Here is a 16,184-nt window from a genome sequence, read left to right on the forward strand (position 1 = left end):
CCCCGGAAGCGCTCCCGCACCCCCGTCCCGGACAGCGTCGCCACGCCGTCATGCAGGGCCACGGTGCCGCCGCCCGCGGGCTCTCCGTCCACCAGCGCGAGGAAGCAGGTGGTGCCCGACATCGACGCCGTGCCCAACATGAGCGAGGCCTCCGCGTCCGACACCTCCTCGCGTCCGAGAAAGCCCTGGGCCACCGTGCGCGAGAAGACCTCCGCCTCGCCAGGGCGAAGGGGACGAACCTCCGCGACTGTCGGCGGAGTGGGACTTCCCGGCAACTCGCGCACGAGCACCTGCTGGAACTCGCCCACCTGGTAGCCCCGCTGTGCCAGCCCCTGGGCCAGCGTGTGATGGGCGAAGGGCAGCAGGTCTATCTGGAGCACGCCGCCGCCCTGGCCCAGATGGGACTCCACCCGGTCCAGGTCCTCGGCGCTGACGGGCCCTTCCAAGCCCAGCGCGAGCGCCTGCGTGAGGGGCGAGTCGGGGCCGTTGAAGAGGGCCAGGCCCCCCGCGACTTGAAGGACACCGGAGGGCGGCGTGGCCCCGCGATTCTGCGCGGCCTGGGCCAGCTCCAGGCGTCGGGCGAGCAAGGGGTCCACGACCAGACGTGACGGCGAAGAAGAGGGCTGCATGGCGCGCACCCTCATCCACGACGGACGGCGGCGTCTACCGGCTTCCGGCGCCGCTTGTCACAATCGTGCGCTGCTTCACGCCCGCCGCGCACGGCGGAAGCGCGCGGGCGTGGCGCCATGACGGGCACGGAACAGCGCCGTGAAGTGACTCTGGCTGCAGAAGCCGGTCGCCTGCGCCACGTCCCCCAGTGGCAGCGCGCTGGTGACGAGCAGCTCCCGGGCCCGCTCCAGTCTCCGCGTCAGGACGAAGCGGTGCGGCGTGCTCCCCGTCGCCCGCTTGAAGCTCCGAGCGAAGTGCGACGGGCTCAGCCCCACCACTCCCGCAAGCGCCTCCAGTCCCAGCGGGCCGTCCAGGTTCGCCTCCACGAAGTCGGTGACGCGACGAAGCTGCCAGGTCGCGAGGCCCACCGCCTGGAGGCTCGCGCGCCGCCGCTGCCCATCCAGCCGCAACAGCCGCAGCCCCACCACCGTGGCCAGCGCCTCCATCTCCAACCGCGCGGGTGGCAGGCCGTCACGCAGCGCCTCGCCGCTGGCGCGCAGCAGCTCCCGCAGCACCGGGTCTCTCTGACACGCGGACGGAATGGACCGCAGTCCGCGCCCCGCGCCGGACTCCCCGCTGAGCACGGCGAGCCGCTCCGGGTGCAGGAAGAAGGACACCACCTGGGCGCCTTCCGCCCACGCGAAGGCATGGGGCTGCTTGGGGCTGACGACGCCCACCTCCTCGCAGGTCACGCGAAGGTCCACCGGACGCCCGGCGGGCCGCCACCGTCCCTGGAGGGACTGGCGGACCAGCGGCATGAGCAGCTGCGACTCCGGATGATGGTGCTCCGCCGTGCACACTTGTTGATGCTGGTAGAGGGCCACGCCCACGCCCTCCCAGGCCACCGAGGCCAGGGGTTCCATCCGTCTCGCAGGTCCTGTCACGTGGCGCTCCAGCTCGGGTCGGCTTCCAGGGCGACGCCAGCGTATGTCCAGATTCATGAACATCGCAGCGCCAGCCGAGCGGGACCTCACACGGGCCGCGAATGAGTTCAACGCGGAACGTCGTGTTCGCACGGCACCTTCGCTTCCGTGCTACGCAACGCAATCCTCGCCTCACCGTTCGCCGCTCCAATCCCTCCCCCGCCCCACTCGTGAACTCGCGCATCCCTGGCCCTGGAATCGACCCTGCACCTCCTCGCGCGGTGGACCCGGCCCGCGTGTGGATGGTCGATGACAGCGCCATGCAGATGGAGCGGGCTCGCGCGCTCCTGTCGAAGCACCACGCGGTCGAGACCTTCCGCGACGCGGAGACGATGCTCGAGCGGCTCACCCAGGGTCCGCCTCCCGACGTGCTCCTGCTGGACTGGCAGTTGCCGGGCGTTTCGGGCCTGGATGCGTGCCGCTATGTGCGCGAGCACTACGATGACGTCTCGCTGCCCATCCTGATTCTCTCCGCGCGCGGAGCCCACGCGGACTTCACGGAGGGACTGCGCGCCGGGGCCAGCGACTACGTCGCCAAGCCCTATGACGACGCGGAGCTGCTCGCGCGCGTGGGCAGCCTCCTGCGCATCCGGGCCCAGGGGCAGCAGCTGCGCGAGCGCGAGGCGTACCTGGCGACGACGCTCTCCAGCATCGGCGACGCCGTCATCACCACGGACCGGGCCGGGCGCATCACCTTCCTCAACCCCGTGGCCGAGCGGGTCACCGGCTGGCATGACTCGGACGCGCGCCAGCGTCCCGTGTCGGAGGTCTTCCGCCTCATCGACGCGGGCACGCGGGCCCCGGTGGAGGACCCCGTGGGCCGCGTGCTCACGCTCGGCACGCCCCAGGGACTCATCGGGGCCACGCTGCTGTCGCGCAAGGACGGCTCCGAAGTCCCCATCGAGGACAGCGCCGCCCCCATCCGCGTGGGCGCGAGCGACCTGACCGGCGCCGTGCTCGTCTTCCGCGACGTCACCGAGCAGACGCGCGTGAGGCGACACAGTGAAGCCCTGGACGCGAAGATTCGCGCCAGCGAGGCCGAGCTGCGCGTGCTGCTCGACGCCATCCCCGTCCTCGTCTCGTATGTCGCACCGGACGAGACCTACGGCCGGGTCAACAAGGCCTATGAGGAGTGGTTCGGGATTGAGCAGGACAGCCTCCGGGGAAGGTCCATCCGGGAGGTCATCGGGGAGGCGGCGTACGCCGTGCTCGGCCCGTACGTGAAGCGAGGCCTCGCGGGCGAGAGCTTCTCGTTCGAGCAGCACGACGTCCCCTATCGCCTGGGCGGCACGCGCGACGTGAAGGTGACCTTCATCGCGCACCGGGAGCCGGGGCAGGACCCGGGCGGTTATGTGGCGCTGCTCCAGGACATCACCGCCGAGCGGAGGCTGGCGAAGGAGCGAGAGCACTCGGTCGAGCAGCAGCGGCGGCAAGCGGAGTTCGAACAGCAGCTCATCGGCATCGTGAGCCATGACCTGCGCAATCCCCTGGGCGCCATCCTGATGGGGGCCGCCCGGCTGAACCAGCAGGACGGGCTGGACCCGGGTGTCCGCAAGCTGGCGGCCCGCATCCAGTCCTCCGCCGCGCGCGCGGTGCGGATGGTGAACGAGCTGCTGGACTTCACCCAGGCCCGGATGGGCGGCGGCATCCGGATTGAGTGTGGCCCCACGGACCTCCACGCCTTGATACGCGCCATGGTGGAGGAGGTGGAAGCGGCCAACCCCTCCGCCCGGGTCCGCGTGGAGCTGCGCGGAAACGGGCAGGGCTCGTGGGATGGGGACCGGCTCTCCCAGGTGCTCCAGAACCTGGTGACGAATGCCCTGAAGTACGGCGAGCCGGAGACGCCCATCCACGTCGCCTGTCAGGGCGACGGCGAGCAGGTGACGTTCAGCGTGCACAACATGGGGGCGCCCATTCCGGAGGACCAGCTCCCCGCCCTCTTCCAGCCCTTCCAGCGGGGCACCGACGGCGTGGACAAGGCGGGCCGCAGCGTGGGACTCGGCCTGTTCATCGTGAAGTCGATTGTCGACGCGCACGGGGGCCGCATCGACGTGCGGTCCTCGACAGACAAAGGCACCACGTTCATCGTGACCCTGCCCCGCCACGCGCGCAGCTCGGCGCCTCGCTGAAGTCCTCTCTCGACGGCGAGCCGCGGCCCCTCTGAATGAAGGGCCGCGCCCGGGAGCTCACTTCTCGAGGTCGCCGAGAATCTTCCCGATGGGCGACGGCGTGCCCAGCATCTTCTGGAACGGGTTCCGGGTGTCCGAGCCCGCGTCATAGTTGCCGAGGTTGACGTCGTTCTGGTTCCGGTCCGGCAGCATGCCCGAGTAGTCCTGGCGGGACGGCAGCCCGTGCTCCTGGCGAATCTTGTTCTCGGTGGGGGCCCAGCCCGCGGGCGTGTGCGGCGTGGGACGCAGGCCCACCGTCTCGAACTCCTCGCGCAGACGCAGGCGCGTCTCGACGGTGTCCTTCATGTTGGCGGAGTGTTCGGGGAAGCGCTTGAAGACGTCCGCGTCGTGGTGCTTGCTGGCCGCCAGCGGGCTCACCTGCACGCCATTGGCCGCGCGCCAGGCGTGGACCGACTCGTGGCCCAGGCTGTTGAAGCGCTGCCCCGGGGCGTTCTCGTTGTAGTTGATGCGGCTGGCGGTGCCCGCTCCGGGCTGGCCCTCGTAGCGGTACGCGGGGCGGAGCGAGTCGAGGCCGCCGTTGTGCCGGGGCGCGTGCGACATGGGCATCGCGGCGTCGCGGCCCGAGTAGATGTCCGCCACCGTCAGCGGGTTGCGCTGCGTGCCGATGGCCCCCGGATTCACGTGGGAGGTCCGGTCATTGAGCTCCGTCATCAACCGGCCGCCCTCGGGCTTGCTCGTCAGCCGGTGCGTGGAGTCGCGGACATCCGAGGTGAAGTCGGCGAAGTCCGCGCCCGACTGGCCGCTGTCGCGGCGGGTCCGGATGCCCTGGAGGTCCGGGTGCGCCACGCCGTAGTCCGTCGGCTTGAGGTTGTTCTTGCCGTTCTGGAGCTCGGCGGGGGTCGGGCGGGGAGCGTCGGGCTTCGGGGCCGACTCGGTCTTCTTCGGCGGGCTCTTCTCCGGCGACTTCGGCGAGCTCGTCTCCAGCTTCGGGGGAGCGCTGGTGCTCCGGGAACGCGAGCTGGGGGAGGAGGACGGGGACCGAAGGGAAGACGGCTTGGAGCGGAGCTTCATGGGGGATCGCCTCTGGAGGGAGTCGGTGACGAGGCTCCCTAGAGCATCCGGTGTGCCAGCCTCCCCGTGGCGAACAGCGGCCGTGGAGCGCCCTGATTTCAAGAGGTTCCACCAGGCGTGGGGCTCTTCGGAGCGCCTTGGCTGATGACCGTGAACAAGGGGCTGATGACCGCCGTCATCAGGCGCGGCGCCCTCCAGACTGGCAAACCCCGGGGTGGGCGCCTAGAAGCACGCCCTTCATCCACCCAAGGCTCATCCATCGTATGAATCGAAAGAACGTGCTCAGCACCCTGCTCGCACTGGGACTGCTGACGACCGTGAGTGCCCAGGCCGAGGTGTTGTTCTCCCAGGCCAACCTCCTGCTCAACAAGAACCAGCTCTCCGCGGTGAACTATCGCGGCAAGGGGCTGTCGATTCCCGTCGGGACCAAGGTCGAGGTCCTCAAGCGGAGCGACGACGAGGTGCGCTGCAAGGTGCTCGACTCGGGGGCCGAGTTCAAGTTCGTCTCCCACAAGAGCCTGGGCAAGAGCGCCGTCGCGCTGTTCCCCGGCTTCTTCGCGGCGACGGACCCCGCGGCGCGAATCGCCGCGCTCACGCCGGAAGAGCAGAAGCAGGTCAAGGCGGGTGAGCTGGCCAAGGGCATGTCCCGGGACGCGGTGCTGCTGACCGTGGGGCCGCCGCCGCCGCACCGGACGCTGTCGCTCGAGAGCACCAAGTGGACCTACTGGAGCTCGAAGTTCTCCACGTTCGACGTGGTCTTCGACAGCGCGGGCAAGGTGGTTTCGTTCGGCGATGAGCCGGCGCCCGCCCCCGCCCCCGTCCCCACGGAGAAGGTCTTCCACCACGCGACGGCGAACTTCCACTTCGAGGGCGACACCCTGTCCTGGGTGAACTACCTCAAGGGCCCCATCCTCCCGTTCAACACCCGGGTGGAGGTGCTGGACAAGAGCGACTCGAAGGTGAGCTTCAAGATCGTGGAGACGGGCAAGGAGTTCGTGTTCGAGAATGACTCGCGCTCTGGTGCGGACACCTGGGCGCTGTTCCAGGCCGCGTTCGCCCCCGAGGACCAGGCCCCCAAGCTCGCGACGCTGTCGGCGGAGGACCGCAAGAAGGTCTCCGCGTCGGAGGTGGTGACCGGCATGTCCCGCACCGCCGTGCGCATGGCGTGGGGCCCTCCTCCTCCGCACGAGACGCCCTCGTTCGACTCCACCGTCTGGACCTACTGGAAGAGCAAGATCTCCAAGGTGAAGGTCACGTTCGACAAGGACGACAAGGTCGCCTCCATCGAATAGCGGCGCGCCTCATCAGCGGCTGTCCTGGGGCCGCCTCAGCTCCAGGACAGCCGAAGGTCGCCGTCGGTCAGCGCTTCGCCAGGAGCGAACGCGGGTCGAAGGTGACGCGAATGCGGGAGATGCGCCCGTTCTCGACGTGGCTCCAGTTCGCGACCGGAATCGGAGCTCCGTCGGAGGGATGAATCTCGAACCAGGTCATCACCTCGGCACCGTCCACGAAGCGGTGCAGCACCGTCACCTGGGGCGACACCTTCCACATTCCGTTGACCAGCCCCTTCACGCACGCGTCGGCCCCATCCGCCGTCCCCAGCGCACCGACGAAGCTCACGTCGGGCGCGAGCGTGCCGCGCAACTTCGCCTCGTCCTTCTCGCTCCAGGCGTCGAAGTACGCCTTCACCACTTCCGCTGGACTTCCCATGTCGACCTCCGAAAGAGCCTCCACCCTCTCCCAGGGCGCTGACACCGGTGTGTCAGGATTGAGCGAACTGCTTTCCGGTCAACGCAAGGCGAAGCGCCGCCTGTAGGCGTCGGGCGTCAGCCCCGTGCGAGCCTTGAAGCGGCGGCGGAACGACGTGGTGTCCGCGTAGCCCACGGCCTGGGAGATGTCCTCCACGGTGCGAGGAGTCGTCTCCAGGAGGCGCCGGGCGGCCTCGACGCGCAGGCGCTGGACGTAATCCAGCGGCGTGTCACCCGTGGCCTTGCGGAAGCGGCGCAACAGCGTGCGCTCTCCCAGGCTCGCGGCCACGGCGGCGCCCGACAGGCTCACCGGGCCGGAGAGGTGGGCCTCCAGCCACTCCTGGGCGCGCAGCACGGCATCGTCCCCGTGGCCCCGAGGCGCGGCATGCACCGCATAGGGCGCCTGGAACCGACGGCCGGGCTCCACCAGGAGCATCTTCGCGCACAGCGCCGCCAGCTCCGGTGAGGCGTGCTTCGCCACCAGATGCAGGCAGAGGTCCAGATACGCCGTCACGCCACCCGCGGTGAGCACGTCGCCGTGGTCCACCAGGAGCAGCTCCGGCTTGAGCGCCACGCGCGGATAGCGCGCCTCGAAGTCCTGGGCGAGTCCCCAGTGGGTGGTGGCCTCCCGCCCATCCAGGAGGCCCGTCTTCGCGAGCAGGAAGGCACCGGCGCATACCGCCGCCAGCTGCGCGCCCTTCGCGTGCTGCCCCAGAAGCCAGTCCGCCGTGGAGCGCTCGGCCACGCTGCCCTCCAGGTTGCCGATGACGGCGGGGACGAAGACGACGTCGAAGCAGTCGGTGGGGGCCGGCACCCGCGCGGAGGCCAGCTCCAGGCCATGGAAGCTCCGGACGGGGCCGGCGCGAGCGGACACCAGCTCGGCCGTGAAGGGCTCGCTCCGGCCCTGCTCGCGGCTCAGGAGGTTGGCCATGGCGAACACATCCAGCGGGCCTGTCACGCTGGAGGCCACGCAGCCCTCCAGGGCCAACACCGCGATGTGGAGTGACGAGGACCTGGCAGCCATGAGCGCTTGTCGGTTTCCGCCCGGACTTTGTCAATCCGAGCACTCCTGCCGGGAGCGGCGTCTGGATATTCAGCCGGACAACAGACGAGAACCCGCTGGAGGAGAACACCCATGGACACGCCCCTGGAAAACGCCGCCCTGCTGCTCATCGACATCCAGAATGACTACTTCCCCGGAGGTCGGTTCGAGCTGGACGGCGCCGACGCGGCGGCCGGCAAGGCACGGGCGGCGCTCGACTTCTTCCGTGAGCGGGGCCTGCCGGTCATCCACATCCGCCACGAGTCGCCGCAGCCCGGGGCCACGTTCTTCCTGCCGGGGACTCCGGGGGCGGAGATTCATTCCCGCGTCGAGCCCCGGCCCGGCGAAGCGGTGGTGCTCAAGCACTTCCCCAACAGCTTCCGGGAGACGGACCTCCAGGAGCGCCTCCGGGCCCTGGGCGTGAAGCACCTGGTCGTCACCGGGATGATGACGCTCATGTGCGTGGACGCCACGGCGCGCGCGGCGGCGGACCAGGGCTACGCGGTCACCATCCTCCACGATGCCTGCGCGGCCCGGAGCCTGGAGTTCAACGGCCAGCACGTCTCCGCGCCGCAGGTCCACGCCGCGTTCCTCGCGGCGCTCGGCATGGGCTACGGCAAGCTCGTACCGACGGCCGAGTTCCTCGCCCAGTCCGGACGCTAGCGCCAATGCCGGTCAGTGAGGGCGGGGGCGTTTCACCCACTTCTTGTCGTAGTTGCTCATCTTTACAACTCGTGGGTAGCGCCTCTCGCTTCTTCGTTCCGGGAGTAGCAGCAGTCCCAGTGCCTGCGCAGGTCGAGCAGGTGCTCCGGAATCCGTCCGGGAGCCAGCGGCGGAGTCGACCAGACCAGCCATGCGTTGCGGATGAGCGACAGCGCATTGACGAAGCTGATGCGCGTCGGCTCCACGCCGGCCTCATCCGCGGCTCACTCCATCTCAACACGCACCAGCTTGGTAGGCCCATGCAAGGGCCACCTAACTGATCGGCATTGCGCCTGGCGCGGAGGCCGCATCGGTGTCGGGCGTGGCGGAGCGGCTTGCCGGTACGTCTCCACGAGCCGCGCTTCGCGATGTGGCGGAGATGCGCACCGGTTCATCCTCGCGAGCCGCGCTGCGCGATGTGGCCGAGAGCTTGCCCGTTCACCCTCGCGAGCCGCGCTTCGCGGCGTAGCGTGCCCTCCTGGCATGGCGCTCAGGGGTGGGCGCCTGGTGCGCTCGTGATAGCGTCCCCGCATGAAAAGGGTTGAGTGCACGGAGGTGTTCCCCCGGTCCGCGCCCGCGTCACCGCGCGCGGCGCCCACCATCGTCGCGAAGGACACGCTCCCCTTCGTCGAGTTCCTCGCCTTCGAGCCGCGAGGCTCGCTCCTGGTCGTCGAGTCCCCCGACCTCGCCCGTGAGCTTGGGCGGCTGCGGCGACGGAGCGGACCCCGCTTCGACCTTGAGGCCGAGCTCCCAGGCCTCATCGGCCCGGGGGCGCTCTCGCCGGACGGACGCTGGCTCCTCGCGGGAGGCGCGCGCATCGGCGGGCAGCATGCCTGCTGCCAGTTGATCGACCTGCACTCCTTCCAGGTCGTCCACACGCTGCCCGTCATGCGGCCCTTCGTATGGGTCGACGACGCGCACTTCATCGCCCAGTCCCCGAACTGGAAGCTCGCGTTCCCGGACGGGAACCCGGTGAGGTCCGAGACGCGCAGGGTGGACCCGGCCCTCGCCGCCGCGCATCCCGCGCTCGTGACGCCGGAGCCGTCCCTGGTGAGGATCTCCCTGGCCACGCTCACCTGCGAACCCCTGCTGCCCGCCTTGTTGTTCGACGAGGAGGTGAAGGCGGTCCTGTCCCCGGACCGAGACATCCTCTACTCCACCACCCATTACTCCCGCATCAGCGCGATCCGACTCACCGACGCCCGGCTGCTGTGGCAGCGCCCGCCGTCTCGGAATGTCATCGACGGCACCGTCACGGACCTGGCGCTCGACCCCGCGTTGCACCGCCTGGTGACCGTTGGTGGCGGGATGAGCCATGACATGCTCGTGCTCGACGCAACGAGCGGCGAGGAACTCGCGCGCCACTCCTTGTCGATGCTCGCGCGCGGCCTGACGACGGGCCCGTCCACGCGAGGGGCCGCCCTCGGCTTCCGCGCGGATGGACTGGGAGTCATCGTCACCAACAACGGCCTCGTCATCGAACTCGGCAAGGAGGGGCGCTGGAGCGCGTACAAGGCCGGAAGCCGCGCGTTCCGCGCCCTCGCGTTCTCCCGCGATGGGGCCTCCCTGGCCCTTGGTGGAGGGGAGAAGAACCTGCGCGCCGTCCCGCTCCCTCCAATCGAGGCGCGCCCCTGAGCGCGGCGGCGCACCGGGTCCACCGCCGATTCGTTTCTGTGTTGTAAATGACATCCGGGTAAAGGATGGGGCGGTGGAGCCGAGCCAGGAAGCCCCCGTGCCTTCGGAAGTCACCGCGAACCGTATCGTCCCCCACGTCGTTCCCTCGCAAGAAGTGGGTGGAACGCCCCGCCCTCACTGACCGGCATTGGCGCTAGAGAGGCACCTCGGGACGAGAGCACGGCCGGGCAAGACAGGGGACTGACGGCTTCGCGTAGGATGGCGCTGTGAACGAGCCAGAACCGTCTGACCTCGCGACGATGCAGGTGGCGACCCTGCGCGGACTCGCCGAGCAGGCGTTGCTCGCTCAGCAAGGTGAGGCCACGCTCGACGTCGAGGCGCTGAGCGCGAGGCTGCGAGAAGTCGTTGAGCGGGGCGGGCCTCCCGCCCTGGGCGAGGTCCTGTTGGGCCTGCTTCAATCCAGGGCGCTGACGCATGTGCGCGACCGCCGTGGACAGTCGTGTCGGAAGCTCGCGGTGGAGGCGCTGCGCTCACTCGATGTCCCAGAGGCACGCGAGGTACCCGAAGAGGACCTGGCCTTCGCGAACGCCCGGCCTCCACGTCTCCCCCGCTGGCTGGTCCCCATCGCGGCCACACTCACCGCGCTCGGCGGTACCGTCGCCCTGCTGCTGGGGCTCATCCTTCCCGTCGTGGTGAATTTCCTCGCCAATCGCTACGAGTTCCCGCCCGTCTCCAATCTGATGGAGGGGCTGCTCGGAGGCGTGACCTTCTGGCGTGCCGTCAAGCTGGTCATCAACGCGGAGAGCCAACCCGAGGACCTCCGCGCATTGATGCTGCTCGCGGCGGCGAGCGTCGTCCTCTTCCTGCTGGACCTCCCCTACTTCCTCAACGGAGGTCCCAATGCCCTCACCGCGCCGCTGTTCGTCGGGGTTCCCTCGGCGCTGACGGCGCTGCTCCTCGGGGCCATGGGCGTTCGGCCCGCCTGGCGTTCGTGAGCCTCACCCACCTTGGAGAAGACCGAGCTGGCGGAGCGGTGGGAGATGCGTTGATAGCGGGCATACGCCTCCACGAGCGCGGTGCGCATGGCCGTGGGCTCCGTGGGCCCATGCCGCGCCACGGTGGTGGCCAGCGCCTCCAGGAGATAGGCCTCCGGCGCCATCAGCGTTCGCGTGAGCGCGACGGGGCTTACGCCCAGCGTCTTCAGCACCGGGCCGAAGAACTGCTCACTCATGCAGGCCAGGACGACGACGGGCCTTGGCGTGGCACCTGGCGGCGTCTCCACCTGAGGCGGCGCGCGGTCCATCAGCCGGTCATGTCCGGCCCACACCAGCAGGTCGGCCCGGCTCGCGCCCGCCGCCGCACGAAGGAAGTCCTCCAGCGCGGTGTCAATCCGGTCGCCCGCATAGGCATGGAGCCGCAGCCGCACGGGCCGCTCTCCCCTGCCGGCGGTCCGCTCCAGGACGAGCACGCGCAACACCGCGGACTCCGCCGGCCCCGCCTCGCGGCTCACCACCTTGAATCCCGGGGCCCGTGAGAGGAACCGCTCCGCGCCATACATCGCGCCCCAGTAGAGGTTCGTCTCCAGGGCACGAGGTGCACCCGCCGGTGCACGGCCACACTGAATCAAGGCGTTGTCACACAGCGGGACGAAGACCTCGACCTCCACCGCCGCCACGGGAGGCACGGCGAGCAGGCTCAGCAACACGAGGGTCAGCAAGAAGGACCTCCAGGAGTGACTCGAAGAGACACCCCCGGCCCATCCAGCCGTTCCATCGAGCGTGAAGTTCGCCCCCGCGCCTACCCGTCCGTTACTGCCACTTGTAGACGAGGCCCTGCGCGTTGAGGCCCCACACGGAGCCATCGCCCGCGGCGGAGATGTTGCGCAGCGCGCCGGGCACCTTCTGCCAGGCCGTCCCACTCCACTGGTAGACCTGGTCCGAGCCGTCCAGCGCCCAGATGTTCTTCACGTTGCCCACGGACACGAACGTCATTCCGGCGGGGATGTTCCAGGTCCACTTCGTGCCGTCCCAGCGGAGCACGCGGTTGGAGTCCGCGGGATTCGTCGCCCACAGCTCGCCATCCGCGCCCACGGAGAGCTGGCTGACGCAGCAGCCCTTCTTCTCCCACGCGGAGCCGGTCCACCGGAACAACGAGCCCCCGTTGTCCAGCCCCCAGGCCGTGGTCGCGTTGATGGCGGTGACCTGCTTCATGCCCGTGGGCATGTTCCAGGTCCACTTGTTGCCCGTCGCATCCCACTTCAACACGCGCAGCGAGTCCGGGGGATTGGTGGCCCACAGCGTCCCATCCGAGGCCGTGGAGATGTTCGTCACCGTGCCGCCCATCTTCTGCCAGGTCGCGCCCGTCCACTTCCAGTTGAAGCCCGCGGTATCAAGGCCCCAGACGGCGTTCGCGCTCCCCACGGAGATCTGCTTGAGCGTCGCGCCCTGGGGACCCGGCTGCAGCACCCACTGCGGCGTCGGAGACGCCAGCAAATCACTCCACTTCATGGTGATTTTCGCATCCGACTGACCCGCGAACGTCACCGTCTTGTCCGTGGTGCTCACGGTGATGCCGTACACGTAACGCGCACCCGGCTTCTCCCACTGCGCGACGACCTTGCCCGCGGCGTCGTACGCGACGATGCCCATGCCGACGCGGTTGTCCGTGTAGCTGAAGGCCCAGATGGTGTAGCCCTTCCACTTGATGACCGGACAGGTGGCGGCGGCCGCTCCGGTGCCTGGCCCCTGCGTACACGTGACCTTCATCCCGGAGGGAATCGCGGGCGTCGGCGCGGGAGGAACCAGGACGACCACGGGAGGTGGCACCAGCTCGTCCCAGGTCATGGTGATCTTCGCGTCCGTCTGCCCGGCGAACGTCACCGTCTTGTTCGTGGGGTTCACCGTGATGCCATACACATAACGCGCGCCCGGCTTCTCCCACTTCGCCGCGAGCGCGCCCGTGGCGTCGTACGCCGCGATGGTCATCCCGATGCGGTTGTCGCCGTAGCTGAGTGCCCAGTACGTGTAGCCGTCGTACTTGAGCACGGGACACGTGGCGGCGGCGGCCCCCGTTCCGGGTCCCTGCGTACAGGTCACCTTGGTGCCGGCGGGAAGCGCGGGAGGGGGGCTCGGCGGGACCTGCGCGATGGCGGGGAGCGGCTGCGCGACCGCCTGGGAGCTGGCGGTGACAGACATCAAGCCCAGACACAGGGCCGCGAGGTTCGCGAACTTCAATGAGGGGTTCATGGGGGCGTGTCGCTTTCGGGGGGTCGAAGTGACTGCGAACAGCCCGAGAGCAACAAGCAGGCCAGTCAGGCTCCATCCATTCCAGAGAGGCGAGGCCCACCCGATGCACGGGGTCGGGTGTGTCAAAAGTCGCTCCTCGCGCTTCTTGACGTGTCCGTTGACGTGTCAGCGCGGTGGGCCGTCTCGACAGCCCCTGGGTTGACCACATCTGCTTCTCCACGCCCACTCCCCCATGGCCTCACGGGTCATCGTCGGCGATGGTCCAGGGATGGGGCGAGCGGGACTTCGCTCCACGGTGAATCTGGAGAGCGCACCATGTCGCGTATCGTCGAGCTGTGGGATGCGTGGAGCGCGCGCCAGACACACGCGGGCCTTGGCGCGCTCTTCGGCGGGGAGTCACTCTCGCGAGAGCAACTGGAGCGCTACGAGGCCGCGTTCTGGCGGCGCGGGTTCGAGCTGCGGGGCGACCTGCGCGAGCTGCTCGAAGCACGGGGCCTTGTGTGGGTCTCTCCCATCGAACTCGACGACGGTGGCGAAGCTCCAGGACTGCGCCTGCTCAGCGAGCCGAGGCTGCTCGACGAACACGACCGCCACCTGGAGCTGGCCGAGCTCAACGGCGTGCCCGGTGCCGAGCAGTGGATGTTGTTCACGACGGAGCGAGACCTCGAGCCCGCCTGGGCGCTCGATGCCCGCTTCGGAGGGATGAGTGGCCCGAGCGTCGGCAAGTACCATCAAGACCTCGTCTGCACCCAGCCCGTGGGCCCCACCGAACCGCTGCCGCTCGCATCTCCCGACGTTCACTCCTGGCTCGCAGCGAGGCTCCAGGACATCGAGGCCCGGTGGCGGAGTCTGCCGCGCGAGGGGCTCGAACAACGCATGCCCCCTCCCTCAGGCGCGGAGTCCTTCGAGGCACAGCAGGCAGCGGCCCTCACGGCGGCCGAGGCGCGCGTCGCCAGAGGCGGGCTCCGCTGGGAGAAACTCGACGTTGACTGGCGCCGCGTCGCGAGCGGCACGCGCGACACCGCGCTGCTCCAGCGGGTCCTCGAAGGCGTGCGGCAGGACCGCCGTCAAGGACGCCCTGGCATTCCCTTCGACCTGATGGCGCGAGGCGTGGCCTGGCCCTGGGACTACCCAGGTCCGGGGCAGCTCGCGGCACGACTCGATGAACCGGAGCGAAGAAATTTCATGGGCTGGGCCCTCGAACGCGCCGGTGCTCGCTCGCTCGGCGGCGAGGGGCTCCGCTCCGCGCTCGACGCGTTGCACTCGGGAAGCCTTGGCTCCAGAGACCTGCTGCGACAACTCTCGCTCGAAGGGTGGACGGAGCGCGCCATCGACCTCACGACCGCCGAGGGACGCGGTCGGCTCCTCGCGCGTGCCGCGGCGCTCGCGATGTCGGACCCGACCGAGAGCAACGTGGAGCGCGTACTGACCTTGTGCGCCTGCGTTGGTGCGGGGACGCATGGGGCGTGGAACCTGCTCGATGCATGGGACCACCTCGACGCGGTGCTGAACGGGCGGACCCTGCCGGGCGTCGAGGCACGGCTCACGCCAGCAGTCCCTGATTCAGCGCTCGTCACCGAGCTGCGCGCCTGGTTGCTCGCGCACCCCGGGCCCCAGCGCAAGCTCGCGGAGGAGCTGGGCACGGACTGGGCACCCCGGCTGAGCGCGGCGACACCCGCCGACCGCGAACCCCTCACCCGCCTCCTCAAGAGCGCGCTCAAGTCCCCGAAGCTCACGGGCGAACTGGCGGCCCTGCTCGCGCGCCTGAACTGAAGCGAGGACAGGGCCTACCCGGAGCGCTACAAGGACCGCCATGCAAGAGCCCCGGCCTCCACGGACCCTCCACCGAGGCGACCTCTACTGGATGGAGTCCGATGAAGCGCGAGGGTCGATTCCCCCCATCCTGCATCCCCACCTGGTGATTCAGGAGGATGTCTTCAACCACTCGCGCATCCACACCGTGGTCGTCTGCGCGGTGACGTCGAACCTGAAGCGCGCGAACGAGCCGGGCAACGTGCTGCTCGACGTGGGTGAAGGCAACCTGCCGAAGCACAGTGTGCTGGTCGTGTCGCAGGTCTCCTCCGTGGAGAAGACGCGACTGGGCGAGTACATCGGCACGCTCTCCGCGCAGCGGGTGGAGCAGGTGCTCGCGGGCCTGCGATTCCAGCAGGCCGCGTTCTTCAACGGCCGATGACTCGCCACACGGACGACAACCGAGCTCAGGGGCGCTTGCCACCAGCGGGCGCTCGGCGGTCCGCTTGCAACCAGCGGCTCACTTCGTCCAGGTACTCACGCGGGAGCGCATGACCACTGTCGAAGGTCTTGTGCACCTTGCGACGAGACGGGGCCGCGTCGAACAGCGCACGGCTTTCCGCGACAGGGGCGAAGTCATCCTGGTTCGCCGTCAGCAGCAGCCAGTCCTGGTGAATCCGTGACATGTGTCGCGAGGGAGCAATCTCCTCCATCGTCGGCTCGATGTGGGGCGGCACCATCGTGACGAGGTGGGTGACACGAGGCTCACGCGCCGCGAGCACGAGCCCCACCTGGGCGCCCATGCTGTACCCGGCGACGAGCACCCTGGGCGGCTTGCCCTTCGCCAGCACGGCGGTGAGCAGCGCGTGGGCGTCCTTGATGGTGTCGGCAATCATCGCGATATACGGGCCGGGCTCGCCACGGTGAGCCTGCTTGGCGAGCGCCCCAGGCTTCGCCTCGGGGGTGGCCCGCTCCCCGTGTCGTCGCGCATCCAGGAGATAGACGCGGTAGCCGGCCCGCAGCAGCGCGTCCTTCAACACACCGCCATGCGTGGGGGCCGCGTCCGACAGCCAGTCCTCCTTCTTCCGGGTGAGGCCGTGCAGGAGGATGGCCACCGGGGGGTTCGCCGCGCCGCCCTCGGGCTCCAGCACCTGGGTGGGGATGCGTTCTCCGTCCGCGCCCCGCACGTCCAGCGGGGCCCCCGGTTCGGCGGCGTGGGCCAGGGAGGCGGACAGCAGCAGCAGGCACAGCGAGAGCAGGCGAGTCAT

16 protein-coding genes are annotated in these 16,184 nt (G+C 69.5%); 7 read left to right on the forward strand and 9 right to left on the reverse strand.

The features are described 5' to 3' along the window. Together HR086_RS08875 and HR086_RS08880 are read right to left on the reverse strand one after the other, a co-directional pair. Window positions 1-629: hypothetical protein (locus HR086_RS08875; protein ID WP_174465362.1), on the reverse strand; the 629-nt coding region annotated here is incomplete at its 3' end. Window positions 630-704: 75 nt separating this feature from the next. Next, complete coding sequence (locus HR086_RS08880; RefSeq protein ID WP_174465363.1) at window positions 705-1,532, reverse strand: AraC family transcriptional regulator; 828 nt, start codon at window positions 1,530-1,532, stop codon at window positions 705-707. A 302-nt stretch (window positions 1,533-1,834) separates the two neighbouring features. On the opposite strand from HR086_RS08880, the gene HR086_RS08885 reads away from it, so the two are divergent. Then, window positions 1,835-3,721 carry a PAS domain S-box protein gene (locus tag HR086_RS08885; RefSeq protein WP_254625230.1) on the forward strand — a complete coding sequence of 629 codons (1,887 nt, stop codon included), beginning with the start codon at window positions 1,835-1,837 and terminating at the stop codon, window positions 3,719-3,721. Between the two features lie 57 nt (window positions 3,722-3,778). On the opposite strand, the gene HR086_RS08890 is transcribed toward HR086_RS08885, so the two are convergent. Continuing rightward, window positions 3,779-4,792 (reverse strand): M91 family zinc metallopeptidase, encoded by a 1,014-nt coding sequence (locus HR086_RS08890; RefSeq protein WP_174456349.1) that lies wholly within the window; start codon window positions 4,790-4,792, stop codon window positions 3,779-3,781. A 263-nt stretch (window positions 4,793-5,055) separates the two neighbouring features. On the opposite strand from HR086_RS08890, the gene HR086_RS08895 reads away from it, so the two are divergent. Further along, complete coding sequence (locus HR086_RS08895; RefSeq protein WP_174463950.1) at window positions 5,056-6,084, forward strand: hypothetical protein; 1,029 nt, start codon at window positions 5,056-5,058, stop codon at window positions 6,082-6,084. A gap of 67 nt (window positions 6,085-6,151) precedes the next feature. On the opposite strand, the gene HR086_RS08900 is transcribed toward HR086_RS08895, so the two are convergent. Together HR086_RS08900 and HR086_RS08905 are read right to left on the reverse strand one after the other, a co-directional pair. Continuing rightward, window positions 6,152-6,502, reverse strand: a complete 351-nt coding sequence (locus HR086_RS08900) for a nuclear transport factor 2 family protein (RefSeq protein WP_174463951.1) — start codon at window positions 6,500-6,502, stop codon at window positions 6,152-6,154. A gap of 78 nt (window positions 6,503-6,580) precedes the next feature. Further along, window positions 6,581-7,564, reverse strand: a complete 984-nt coding sequence (locus HR086_RS08905) for a GlxA family transcriptional regulator (RefSeq protein WP_174463952.1) — start codon at window positions 7,562-7,564, stop codon at window positions 6,581-6,583. 111 nt (window positions 7,565-7,675) lie between these two features. Here HR086_RS08905 and HR086_RS08910 point away from each other — a divergent pair, with 111 nt between their 5' ends. Next, complete coding sequence (locus tag HR086_RS08910) at window positions 7,676-8,245, forward strand: cysteine hydrolase family protein (RefSeq protein WP_141641449.1); 570 nt, start codon at window positions 7,676-7,678, stop codon at window positions 8,243-8,245. Window positions 8,246-8,307: 62 nt separating this feature from the next. Here the strand turns inward: HR086_RS08910 and HR086_RS08915 are convergent, their stop codons facing one another. Next, a complete protein-coding gene (locus tag HR086_RS08915) occupies window positions 8,308-8,490 on the reverse strand; it encodes a hypothetical protein (protein WP_174463953.1) in 183 nt (60 codons plus the stop codon). Between the two features lie 325 nt (window positions 8,491-8,815). Between HR086_RS08915 and HR086_RS08920 the strand changes: the two genes are divergently transcribed. Together HR086_RS08920 and HR086_RS08925 are read left to right on the forward strand one after the other, a co-directional pair. After that, a complete protein-coding gene (locus HR086_RS08920; RefSeq protein ID WP_174456354.1) occupies window positions 8,816-9,919 on the forward strand; it encodes a hypothetical protein in 1,104 nt (367 codons plus the stop codon). A gap of 266 nt (window positions 9,920-10,185) precedes the next feature. Beyond that, window positions 10,186-10,914 (forward strand): hypothetical protein, encoded by a 729-nt coding sequence (locus HR086_RS08925; RefSeq protein WP_174463954.1) that lies wholly within the window; start codon window positions 10,186-10,188, stop codon window positions 10,912-10,914. On the opposite strand, the gene HR086_RS08930 is transcribed toward HR086_RS08925, so the two are convergent. Together HR086_RS08930 and HR086_RS08935 are read right to left on the reverse strand one after the other, a co-directional pair. Then, window positions 10,797-11,636 (reverse strand): hypothetical protein, encoded by an 840-nt coding sequence (locus HR086_RS08930; RefSeq protein ID WP_254614802.1) that lies wholly within the window; start codon window positions 11,634-11,636, stop codon window positions 10,797-10,799. The genes HR086_RS08925 and HR086_RS08930 overlap by 118 nt on opposite strands. A gap of 91 nt (window positions 11,637-11,727) precedes the next feature. After that, complete coding sequence (locus tag HR086_RS08935; protein WP_174456356.1) at window positions 11,728-13,164, reverse strand: tectonin domain-containing protein; 1,437 nt, start codon at window positions 13,162-13,164, stop codon at window positions 11,728-11,730. 315 nt (window positions 13,165-13,479) lie between these two features. On the opposite strand from HR086_RS08935, the gene HR086_RS08940 reads away from it, so the two are divergent. Beyond that, window positions 13,480-14,937 carry a hypothetical protein gene (locus HR086_RS08940; protein ID WP_174465364.1) on the forward strand — a complete coding sequence of 486 codons (1,458 nt, stop codon included), beginning with the start codon at window positions 13,480-13,482 and terminating at the stop codon, window positions 14,935-14,937. 40 nt (window positions 14,938-14,977) lie between these two features. Further along, entirely contained in the window at window positions 14,978-15,358 is a 381-nt protein-coding gene (locus HR086_RS08945; protein WP_174456358.1) for a type II toxin-antitoxin system PemK/MazF family toxin, read from the forward strand. A 25-nt stretch (window positions 15,359-15,383) separates the two neighbouring features. Here HR086_RS08945 and HR086_RS08950 read toward each other — a convergent pair whose 3' ends face one another. Next, window positions 15,384-16,184 (reverse strand): alpha/beta hydrolase, encoded by an 801-nt coding sequence (locus HR086_RS08950; protein ID WP_174456359.1) that lies wholly within the window; start codon window positions 16,182-16,184, stop codon window positions 15,384-15,386.

The sequence above is a fragment of the Myxococcus sp. CA039A genome, assembly GCF_013336645.1.
Classification (GTDB): Bacteria; Myxococcota; Myxococcia; order Myxococcales; family Myxococcaceae; genus Myxococcus; species Myxococcus llanfairpwllgwyngyllgogerychwyrndrobwllllantysiliogogogochensis.

What these genes read in the sequence shown, in the direction of transcription:
- HR086_RS08880 (WP_174465363.1), bottom strand. Translation starts at nt 1,532, where the DNA reads ATGGAACCCCTGGCCTCGGTGGCCTGGGAGGGCGTGGGCGTGGCCCTC.
- HR086_RS08950 (WP_174456359.1), bottom strand. Translation starts at nt 16,184, where the DNA reads ATGACTCGCCTGCTCTCGCTGTGCCTGCTGCTGCTGTCCGCCTCCCTG.
- HR086_RS08940 (WP_174465364.1), top strand. Translation starts at nt 13,480, where the DNA reads ATGTCGCGTATCGTCGAGCTGTGGGATGCGTGGAGCGCGCGCCAGACA.
- HR086_RS08895 (WP_174463950.1), top strand. Translation starts at nt 5,056, where the DNA reads ATGAATCGAAAGAACGTGCTCAGCACCCTGCTCGCACTGGGACTGCTG.
- HR086_RS08900 (WP_174463951.1), bottom strand. Translation starts at nt 6,502, where the DNA reads ATGGGAAGTCCAGCGGAAGTGGTGAAGGCGTACTTCGACGCCTGGAGC.
- HR086_RS08945 (WP_174456358.1), top strand. Translation starts at nt 14,978, where the DNA reads ATGCAAGAGCCCCGGCCTCCACGGACCCTCCACCGAGGCGACCTCTAC.
- HR086_RS08920 (WP_174456354.1), top strand. Translation starts at nt 8,816, where the DNA reads ATGAAAAGGGTTGAGTGCACGGAGGTGTTCCCCCGGTCCGCGCCCGCG.
- HR086_RS08910 (WP_141641449.1), top strand. Translation starts at nt 7,676, where the DNA reads ATGGACACGCCCCTGGAAAACGCCGCCCTGCTGCTCATCGACATCCAG.
- HR086_RS08905 (WP_174463952.1), bottom strand. Translation starts at nt 7,564, where the DNA reads ATGGCTGCCAGGTCCTCGTCACTCCACATCGCGGTGTTGGCCCTGGAG.
- HR086_RS08890 (WP_174456349.1), bottom strand. Translation starts at nt 4,792, where the DNA reads ATGAAGCTCCGCTCCAAGCCGTCTTCCCTTCGGTCCCCGTCCTCCTCC.
- HR086_RS08885 (WP_254625230.1), top strand. Translation starts at nt 1,835, where the DNA reads ATGGTCGATGACAGCGCCATGCAGATGGAGCGGGCTCGCGCGCTCCTG.
- HR086_RS08935 (WP_174456356.1), bottom strand. Translation starts at nt 13,164, where the DNA reads ATGAACCCCTCATTGAAGTTCGCGAACCTCGCGGCCCTGTGTCTGGGC.